At 39.0% G+C, this 11,414-nt stretch carries 2 protein-coding genes; both read left to right on the forward strand.

The window, feature by feature from the left end:
* Positions 1-3: 3 nt before the first annotated feature.
* Complete coding sequence (locus SP041_RS03535; protein WP_137297407.1) at positions 4-8,448, forward strand: type I polyketide synthase; 8,445 nt, start codon at positions 4-6, stop codon at positions 8,446-8,448.
* Positions 8,449-8,450: 2 nt separating this feature from the next.
* A complete protein-coding gene (locus tag SP041_RS03540) occupies positions 8,451-11,405 on the forward strand; it encodes a hypothetical protein (RefSeq protein ID WP_025563370.1) in 2,955 nt (984 codons plus the stop codon).
* The last annotated feature ends 9 nt before the right edge of the window (positions 11,406-11,414 follow it).

Genomic DNA, 11,414 nt, shown 5'->3' on the forward strand with positions numbered 1-11,414 from the left:
ATAATGTCAAAAAAGCAAACCACCAACACAGCGTCAGATAAGCGTATTAACTCTCGCTTACAAGAAACGCCGATTGCAATTGTTGGTATGGCTTCGGTTTTTGCGGAGAGTAAAAACCTTGGACAATTTTGGGATACCATCGTTAACTCTGTTAATGGCATTCAAGATGTGCCTGAAGATCGTTGGGCGATCGATGACTATTATTCAGCTGATAAAAAAGAAGCGGATAAGAGTTATTGTAAACGTGGTGGTTTCTTACCTGAAATTGACTTTGACCCAATGGAGTTTGGCTTACCGCCGAACATATTAGAATTAACCGATATTACGCAGTTAATGGCATTAGTCGTTGCGCGTGACGTGCTAGCAGATGCGGGTGTCAGTGAAGAAAGTAGCTTTGACCGCGATAGAATGGGTATTACATTAGGTGTTGGCGGCGGTCAAAAGCAGGGCGGGCAATTAATGTCTCGCTTGCAAGGCCCGGTATTAGAAAAAGTATTAAAAGCGTCTGGTTTAAATGCTGAAGATACCAATATCATTGTTGATAAATTCAAAAGTGCTTATATTCCGTGGGAAGAAAACTCATTCCCAGGCATGTTAGGCAATGTTATCGCTGGACGTATTGCTAACCGTTTTAACTTGGGTGGCACTAACTGCGTTGTTGATGCCGCGTGTGCAGGCTCTCTAGCCGCTATTAAAATGGCGGTGTCAGACCTTTTAGAATATCGTTCAGATATGATGTTATCAGGCGGTATCTGTTGTGATAACTCGCCTTTCATGTACATGTCATTCTCTAAAACACCTGCGTTCACGGATGGCGATTGTATTCGTCCTTTTGATGATAAATCAAACGGTATGATGATCGGTGAAGGCGTGGGAATGATTGCATTAAAACGTTTAGAAGATGCTGAACGCGATGGCGACCGTATCTACTCAGTGATTAAAGGTATTGGTAGTTCGTCTGATGGTAAATTTAAATCTATTTATGCACCACGCCCAGAAGGGCAATTAAAAGCCTTAAAGCGTGCTTATCAAGATGCTGGTTTTGATCCAAGAACGTGTGGATTAATCGAAGCCCATGGTACGGGGACTAAAGCGGGTGATGCAGCTGAGTTCCGAGGTTTAGAATTACTGTTTAGTGAGAATAATGATCAAAAACAGCATGTCGCATTAGGTTCTGTTAAATCACAAGTTGGTCATACTAAAGCAGCGGCAGGGACAGCAGGTTTAATCAAAGCAGCACTGGCATTGCACCATAAAGTATTACCAGCGACCATTAACGTTGATAAACCTAATGAAAACTTAGACATTGAAAATACTCCCCTGTATATCAACTCTGAAACGCGCCCTTGGATGCCTCGTGCTGATGGTATAAAACGCCAAGCAGGTATTAGTTCATTTGGTTTTGGTGGTACTAACTTCCATTTAGTGTTGGAAGAATATACGTCAACTCAACAGGGCGCTTATCGTTTAAATGAAGTTGCACAATCATTCTTAATCGCTGCGAATAGCAAAGCTGACTTAATTAATACGATTGAAGCTGAATTAAAGGCGATCAATGTTGATGTTGAACTGCAACCTTATGCGTTTAACCAGTTAGTTGTTTCTCATCCAGTTAAAAAGATCAAAGAAGATCACGTTCGTTGTGGCTTTGTAGCAAAAAATGCAACACAAGCTAAACAAATGCTTGAACAAATTATTAAACAATTAAAAACTGAACAGAGTAAAGAGTGGTCAACGCCAACCGGTATTTACTATCGAGAACAGGGATTAAAAACAGCCGGTAAAGTCGTAGCTTTATTCTCAGGTCAAGGTTCGCAATATGTCAATATGGGACGCGAATTGGTTTGTCATTTCCCAAGTATGATGGCAAGTCAGGTGTCGATTGATCAACAATTCCATCAAGCTGGCCAAGCTAATTTATCGAATATAGTTTATCCCATTCCTGTGTTCGACGATCAAAAAAGATCTCAGCAGGAGTTGGATTTACGTTTAACACAGTATGCACAACCGGCTATTGGTAGCTTCTCTGTTGGTCTATTTAATATCTTTAAGCAAGCAGGTTTTAAAGCTGATTTTATGGCGGGTCATAGTTTTGGTGAGTTAACTGCATTATGGGCAGCAGAGGTTATTTCAGAAACTGATTACATGGCATTAGCTATGGCGCGTGGTCAAGTAATGTCATCACCGCAAGACAGTGATCTTGATGCGGGAACGATGGCCGCAGTCATTGGCAATGTCGCAGAGATTGAACTGCAAATATCAACAATTAAAGATGTTAGTATCGCGAACTATAATGCGAATAATCAAGCAGTGATTGCGGGTAGCAGTGAAGCAATAGCGACAGCCACTACACAGTTAACTGACAATGGCTTTAAGGTTATTGCATTACCTGTTTCTGCTGCATTCCACACACCGTTAGTTGCACATGCACAGCAACCATTTGCTAAAGCAATCGATTCTGTCACCTTTAATAAACCTAAGGTTGCTGTTTATGCAAATGCGACTGGTGAAGCACACAGTGAAGACCAAGCGGCTATTAAAGCATCGTTAAAAGAACATATTTTACAGTCAGTACAATTTAGTAAAGAAATTAATAACTTATATGATGCTGGTGGACGTATTTTTGTAGAGTTTGGCCCTAAAAATGTGTTAACTCGACTTGTTGATAATATTTTAGAAGATAAAGCAGAGGTGTTTAGCATTGCAACCAATAGCAATGCTAAACAAAGTGCTGATTTACAATTACGTCAAGCTGCTATCCAATTGGCAGTGTTAGGTGTAGAACTGGATAATATTGACCCATACTCTGCCATTGCTCGTCCAACCGTTGCGCCTAAAAAGTCACCTTTAGCAATGAAGCTGTCTGGCGCCTCTTATGTTAGTCCTAAAACTAAAAAAGTTTTTGAAGATGGTTTAACTGATAACTGGAAAATCTCTAATACACAACCATCAACACCCATTGTGAAAGAAGTGATTAAAGAGATAGTGGTTGAAAAAATTGTAGAAAAGATCGTTTATGTTGATGCTCAAGGTCAGCCGTTAGTGAATCAACCTGCATCGATTCAAGGCTCATCGATTAAAGAAAGTGCGCCTGCTAATAATGACAATCAACAATTAGCTTCAAGTATAGAAAATAGTGTCGATCAATTTGTTAAGCATCAATCTGAATTACTGGCCGTACATCAAGCTTATTTGGAAGGGCCGAATCAATATGCCGATACTTTTAAAAGTGTATTAGCAGCACAAGCGGGTCAACAAACATTACCGGAAGGGTTAGATAGAACGTTAGCGATGTATCATGATTTCCAAACGGAAACATTGCGTGTTCATGAAACGTATCTGAATAATCAAACTGATAATATGCAACAAATGTTGAATACGGTATCAAATACTCAACACCTTCAGTCCAGCTCGAGCGATGTTACTTCTAATAATGTTACTTCTAATAATGTTACTTCTAATAATGTTGCATCAAATAATACTGCTTCTAATGTCAGTGAAAATGCTAAAACAACTCCGCTAGTTATTTCGAAAAGTACAACAGAACCAGCACCTGTTAATGCATTAAATTTACAACAGCAGTTACAAGCTACACATCAAACCATTCAATCAGCTCAAGCTAAACCTTCAGTTGATATTCAGCCAGTCAATAAAGAAAATAACGAAGTGGCGCCATTAAGTGGTTTATCGGTAGATTCAGCTCAAGCCATTGAAAGTACAATGTTATCAGTAGTGGCTGATAAAACAGGTTACCCAACAGAGATGTTGGAACTAAGCATGGATATGGAAGCGGACCTAGGTATCGACTCTATCAAACGTGTTGAAATTCTAGGGGCGGTGCAAGATGAAATAGCCGACTTACCAGAATTGGATGCTGAGCAGTTATCACAAATGCGTACCTTAGCTGAAATCGTCACTTACATGAACTCAGTGATGGGATCTATTGTATCGAGCTCAGCTAATACAGCATCAACTGTTGCCAATTCAGCTACGTCTATCGATACAAAAGCTATTGAAAATACTATGTTATCAGTAGTGGCTGATAAAACAGGTTACCCGACAGAAATGTTGGAACTAAGCATGGATATGGAAGCAGATTTAGGTATCGACTCTATTAAACGTGTTGAAATCCTAGGGGCGGTGCAAGATGAAATAGCCGACTTACCAGAGTTAGATGCTGAGCAGCTATCACAAATGCGTACCTTAGCTGAAATTGTCACTTACATGAACTCAGTGATGGGATCTGTTGTGTCGAGCTCAGTTAATGCTACTAATGCAACGGCTAACACAGCATCAACTGTCGCTAGCTCAACGTCATCTATCGTTGCACAAGCAATCGATATTAACGTTATTGAAAAGACCATGTTATCGGTAGTGGCTGATAAAACAGGTTACCCGACAGAAATGCTTGAATTGAGCATGGATATGGAAGCAGACCTCGGTATCGACTCTATTAAACGTGTTGAAATTCTAGGGGCGGTGCAAGATGAAATAGCCGACTTACCAGAGTTAGATGCTGAGCAATTATCACAAATGCGTACCTTAGCGGAGATCGTCACTTACATGAACTCAGTGATGGGATCTGTTGTGTCGAGCTCTGCTAATACTGCACCATCACCCATTGCTAGTTCAACGTCGTCTATCGATGCACAAGCAATCGAAAAGACCATGTTATTAGTAGTGGCGGATAAAACAGGTTATCCGACAGAAATGCTTGAATTGAGCATGGATATGGAAGCAGATTTAGGTATCGACTCTATCAAACGTGTTGAAATTCTAGGGGCGGTGCAAGATGAAATAGCCGACTTACCAGAGTTAGATGCTGAGCAGTTATCACAAATGCGAACTTTAGCGGAGATCGTCATTTACATGAACTCTGTGATGGGATCTGTTGTGTCGAGCTCTGCTAACACAGCATCAACTGTCGCTAGTTCAACGTCGTCTATCGATGCACAATCAATCGACATTAACGTTATTGAAAAGACCATGCTATCAGTAGTGGCGGATAAAACAGGTTACCCAACAGAAATGTTGGAATTGAGCATGGATATGGAAGCGGACCTAGGAATCGACTCTATTAAACGTGTTGAAATCCTAGGGGCCGTGCAAGATGAAATCACCGACTTACCAGAGTTAGACGCTGAGCAGTTATCACAAATGCGTACCTTAGCTGAAATTGTGACTTACATGAATTCAGTGATGGGATCTGTTGTGTCGAGCTCTGCTAACACAGCATCAACTGTCGCTAGTTCAACGTCGTCTATCGATGCACAAGCAATCGACATTAACGTTATTGAAAAGACCATGCTATCAGTAGTAGCGGATAAAACAGGTTACCCAACAGAAATGCTCGAACTAAGCATGGATATGGAAGCGGACCTAGGTATCGACTCTATTAAACGTGTTGAAATTCTAGGGGCGGTGCAAGATGAAATCGCTGACTTACCTGAATTAGACGCTGAGCAGTTATCACAAATGCGTACCTTAGCGGAGATCGTCACTTACATGAACTCAGTGATGGGAGCTGTTGTGTCGAGCTCTGCTAAAACTGCATCACCCATTGTTAGTTCAACGTCGTCTATCGATGCACAAGCAATCGACATTAACGTTATTGAAAAGACAATGTTATCAGTAGTGGCGGATAAAACAGGTTACCCAACAGAAATGTTGGAACTAAGTATGGATATGGAAGCGGACTTAGGTATCGATTCTATCAAACGAGTTGAGATTCTAGGCGCAGTACAAGATGAAATCACCGACTTACCAGAATTAGATGCTGAGCAGTTATCGCAAATGCGTACTCTGGATGAAATCATTTGTTATATGCAATCAGTGCAAACAGGTCCAATAGTGAATGCTCATTTTTCATTGAATGTTGCGAATGAAGAAACACCTGTTAAGCCAACACCAGAAAAATCGATTGTGCTAGATCCTTCACCAAGTGCAACGGTGGAAATAAAAAAGCTTGCTGCACTTGAGTGTATTAACTCAAGTGTTGAAAACAAACATCTGCTATTAGTAAATGATGGATTAGATAGTGGAGTAGCAACAGCTAACGAATTATCAGCATTGGGTTGGACAGTTACCGTATTAACGCCGAGTTGGGTAAAAAGTAAAATCACTAAAGCCTTTAATAAATCAATTTTACAGGTGAGTTTATCGGAGTTAACTGAGCAAACATTAAACCAGGTATTACAAACACAAGCGCAATGGTTGTCAGTTATCTATTTACATCCTAAGACGGCTGTAGAAGGCATTGCCTTTGAGAGTCAGTATAAGAAAGGCTTACAGTTGGCTTTCTTATTGGCTAAGTTAACTAAGCTTAATCAAAATGCTAATGAAAAATATAACGATGACCGTGCATCATTTTTGGTGTTAACACGCCAAGGTGGTGATTTTGCTACTCAGAATATTGATAAAAAAGCAGATCTTGTACAAGGTGGCTTATCTGGGTTAGTAAAAACGTTAGCGCATGAATGGGATAATGTGTTTTGCCGTATTGTAGATATTCCCACTAAATACAATGCTAAGAAAGTGGCGAAGATTGTCGTTGGTGAATTAAATGATAAACAACGTCTGCCAGTTGAAGTGGGTTTCAACACTGAAGGACGCTTATCTTTAGTTGCAAAAGAAACAGATAGTTATCAATTAGAAAGTGGAAATCAATTAGATCAAAATGCAGTCTTCCTGGTTAGTGGCGGTGCAAAGGGGGTGACAGCGCATTGTGTTATTGAAATTGCTAAGCAGTATCAATGTAAATTTATTTTACTAGGTCGCTCTCGTTATCAAGCGCAAGAAGATAATTGGTCACTAAGTAGTGCCACTGAAGGTGATTTAAAGAAAGCAGCAATGCAACACCTAATAAATAGTGGTGAAAAGCCAAGTCCTAAATTAATTAAGCAGATGATTGGACCTGTATTAGCTAATCGAGAAATTACACAAACATTACAAGCGATTGAAACATTAGGTGGTATTGCTGAATATGTTTCTGCAGATGTATGTGACAAAGAAAATCTTCAACAGGCTATTAATCCTATCTGTGATTTATGGGGACCAATTACTGGTGTTATACATGGTGCAGGGGTGTTGGCTGATAAGCTTATCGAGCAAAAGACATTAGCGGAATTTGACCAAGTTTATAACACTAAAATCGAAGGATTGAATGCCTTATTAGCTTGTTGTGAGTTAGAAAATATTAAGCATCTAGTACTATTTTCATCTGCTGCCGGTTTTTATGGCAACCCAGCTCAGTCAGATTATGCAATTGCTAATGAGATCCTTAATAAAGCGGCTTACCGATTTAAGGCGTTATACCCAACAACGCAGGTATTAAGTTTCAACTGGGGTCCTTGGGATGGCGGGATGGTAACACCTGAACTTAAACGTATGTTTGATGAACGTGGTGTTTACATTATCCCTGTACAATCTGGCGCAAGCTTATTAGTCAGTGAATTAGCGGCTAAACATAATCGTTGTGTGCAGATTGTTGTGGGAACTGATATGTCAGGTACTGACAACGAAAGTCTTGTTGATCAAAAGGCTGATAATGAAAATGTAGTGAGAGAATCAAGTCATCAACAGATTAAAACCTTTAATCATTTAGATAATGCTTTGTTAGTCGATCACAAAATCGATGGGCAGCAAGTCTTACCAACGGTTTGTGCTATTGCATGGTTAAAATCAACCTGTGAGAACTTATATCCAGAATATCAGTATCAAGGTATTGAAGACTTTAAACTGTTTAAAGGTATTGTTTTTGACGGCTCACAAGCTGGTGAATATATTATTGATACTAAGATCCTCGAACATAAAGTGCTTAACAGCAAAACAATCAAAGAATCTGATAATACTTTACGTATTGAAGTGACTGTAGGCAGTGAAAATAAACAAGGTAAACCTGTTTTTCATTATAAAAGTACGGTGAATCTTGCTAAACCATTAGTTGAAAATACACCATTAGCATATCAAGGGATCTTGCCTAAACTCGTTAAAAAACAATCTGTACAAGCAGCATCATTATACCTTGATGGAAGTTTATTTCATGGTCTGAGTCTACAAGGTATTAAGCATATTCATCAATTAGATGATTCAGGCTTATTACTGGAATGTGTTATTGATAAATCAGTTACTCAAGCTCAGGGTGAGTTTTTACTTGAAGAAAGCAATGTTTTTGCCAATGACTTGGTTTATCAAGCGATGTTGGTATGGACAAGTAAGCAGATGGGATCGGGTAGTTTACCTACCAGTACTGCTGCCTGGCAGGTGTTTCGTGAAGTAAAAGCGGACGAATTTTTCTTTATAAAACTCAATATCATTAAAACAACCGGACAAAGTGTATTTGCTGATCTGTTATTGATTGATCAAAGTAATAACATCATCAGTAAAATAACCGCTGCAGAAGTTACATGCAGTGCAAGTTTAAGTGAGTTATTTAAGGCCAGCGCTTAACCATGTTAGCAGTGATTGGTTTGGAGGTAAGTTTTGCATCAGTCAAAGGGATTGATGCGTTCGATTACCATCTTTATAGCAATAAACCGATCACGCTTATAAAGCAAGATGATCTTGGACTTGTTATTGATGATGCTAATTTACTGCTTGAACGTTTATTAAATACCAATCACTTAGCCGCTTCAGACGTTGAACTTATTTTATTAAACGCACCTTCAAATGATATTATCAATAGGATCGAGGTTGGCTTTGCTAATACGGCTAATGCACTGTCATTGAATGATGCTTTGTTAACGGCCTATCAGCGAAGTGAAAATAATAAGCGTGCTGTTGTCATCTTATCTCTTAATCAATTACAACGGGATGGTGTTGCTGCTGTTTTAGTGTGTGCTAAATCACTACTAACAGATGTCAGAATGATTGAACCATTGGTAACGGAAGCTGAAAAACGAGCTCAATTTCTTCAGCAGCTGAGTTTATGTCATGTTTATGCAGAAATTAATGCGTATTCATCTTGTGTTAATGGCAACAAATCAAATGTTACCTCTGACCATATCCAAGCCTTTATTGCTGACAATCAGTTACAGCCTGAACAAATTGAATCGTTATTAACAACGTCATCTTTAACGGCTCAAACCAATAAAGAACATCAATATCAATGTTTATTGGCATTTGAAAGCCTTAATGCTTCATCTTATAGAGTAGGGTGTAAAATAGGCAATGAAATAGATGATAACGTAAATCATGATGTCGCTAATGGTGCCACTAACGATGTAACTAATGCAATATCACCTGAAACGTTAAAACCTAGTTTACTTACAAACAAACCGACATTACTAACAAGTGTTGATTGTATTGAAAACACATCGGGTCATTTTAGTGCAATGATTTCTTTGGCTTCATCTATCTTATGTTTAGACCAGTATTATCGTTTAGGTTCTAAACAAAGTTTAATTGAAGAAGGTAATTCATTAATCAAAGCTCGTTGGGAAACCTCTGGTTTTTATTGCTTAGCGGATTCTACTAGTTACTTATTTTCTAAAACACAGCTATCTAAAACACATCTATCTAAAAACCAGTTACCTAAAAACGTGTTTACTGAAAAGAGCACTAAGCGTTATATGGCTGTGAGTCATATCGAAGACTCATCACATCAACTAATACTGCTTTCAAAAGATCATGATGTTTTAAAGCAAAGTACCGACTCTAAAAGTGCATCATCGAAACAGAATGCCATCAACAATGGCTTTCTTGCACAACAAACTATAAAGCCGGTTATTTTTAGTGCTCAAAGTATTGAACAGTTAATCAACACATTAAATGAAGCGCTGCTATCTGACGATCTACTCTGTGAAGATCTGTTATATGAAAAAATGAACGAAGGTCTGTCTTCAAAGCCGTATGGTGAACTTGAAAATTTAGCACTATTTAAACAATTTGCTGCGCGTCAATATGCAGATCATTTATATCAACACCAATCATCTGTAGAAACTAGTGAATCTGGTACTGATGATCACTGTTACTGTGTTGTGTTATTAGCTTGTTCATTTTCGACATTAAAAAAACAACTACAGTTAGCATTATCTGGCATCCCAAGTTCATTAGACAATAATAAACCATGGAAAACACCATGGAATAAACCATGGAAAACACCAGCCGGTAGTTATTTTAGTGCTAAGCCTATTCGCCGAACAGCAAACAAACAACAGCAACCGCTGAGCTTTGTTTACCCAGGAGTGGGGGCGTTATATGTCAATATGGGCAAAGACTTATTACGTTTGTTCCCTGAAGCCTATCAAGCACTATTAAATATCAGCGAGGATTTAGCTTTTAGCCTGCAAGATCAATTAATCACACCACGTTTATTAAGTAAACCTGACTATAGTCAATCGGTTGAGCTTGAAAAATCACTGCGTTCTGAACTCGCTAATATTGCAGAAGCAGGCGTCAGTTATGCTTGTCTGCTAACGACAATATGGCAACAACAATTACAATTAAAGGCGACCCGTGCTGCAGGCTATAGCATGGGAGAGGTAAGCATGTTTGCAGCGCTTGATTGTTGGAAAACTCCTCAGAAAATGAGTCAACGATTACGTGAAAGCCGCATTTTTACAGAGCAGCTTTCAGGGACTTTAAAGCGTTTAGAAAGTGCATGGGGAGTTTCTTCCTCTATTTCTTCTACCGTCGCAACGAGGACAGCGACTACAAAGACTTCAACTACTTCAACTACTTCAACTTCTTCAACTACAGATAGTGATGATGGCGTTTGTCATGTGAATGAGAGTGCGACTAACAACAAACCACTGTGGGAGTCTTATCACCTTAAGGCAACCGTTGAGCAAGTTGAGTCGCTTATTACATTCTTTCCACGTGTTTATATTACCATTGTTAATACTGATGAAAGCCTTGTGATTGCAGGTGATCCTGAACAATGCCTTAAGCTAGCTGAACAATTAAAAGTACGTGCGATTGCTTTAAATATCCCTAATATCATTCATTGTGATTTGGCTAAAAGTGAATATGAGAATATGCAAAAACTCTATTCATTACCGGTTAAACATAAAATATCAACTCAGTTGTATTCAAGCTCTTGTTATTTGCCTGTGCCTCTCACTGAAAAAGCAATCGCAGTAAGTATTAGTAAATGCTTAACAGAACCAGTTGATTTTCCGCGTTTAATAAACAGCATGGCCAAAGCAGGCGAAACAGTCTTCATAGAAATGGGTGCAGGTAAATCCTTAAGCACATGGATTGAGCGTATTCTAAAAAATCAGCAACAAGTGAAGCCTGTTACTTGTTTATCAGTTAATCAGAAAAATTTAGATGACTACAGCGCTATTTTAAAAACCATCGCGCCTTTAATCAGCCTTGGTTACCCAGTTAATTGCCAGTCCTTTTTTAGTGGTTCGTTAATACGTCCCGTTAAGAAACTGACGGCTTCAGTTTTAGTATCATAGAGAGTATTT

It is taken from the genome of Psychromonas sp. SP041, assembly GCF_000470315.2.
In the GTDB taxonomy this organism is placed as follows: Bacteria; Pseudomonadota; Gammaproteobacteria; order Enterobacterales; family Psychromonadaceae; genus Psychromonas.

Coding starts and splice junctions, on each gene's coding strand:
- SP041_RS03540 (WP_025563370.1), top strand. CDS start 8,451: ATGTTAGCAGTGATTGGTTTGGAGGTAAGTTTTGCATCAGTCAAAGGG.
- SP041_RS03535 (WP_137297407.1), top strand. CDS start 4: ATGTCAAAAAAGCAAACCACCAACACAGCGTCAGATAAGCGTATTAAC.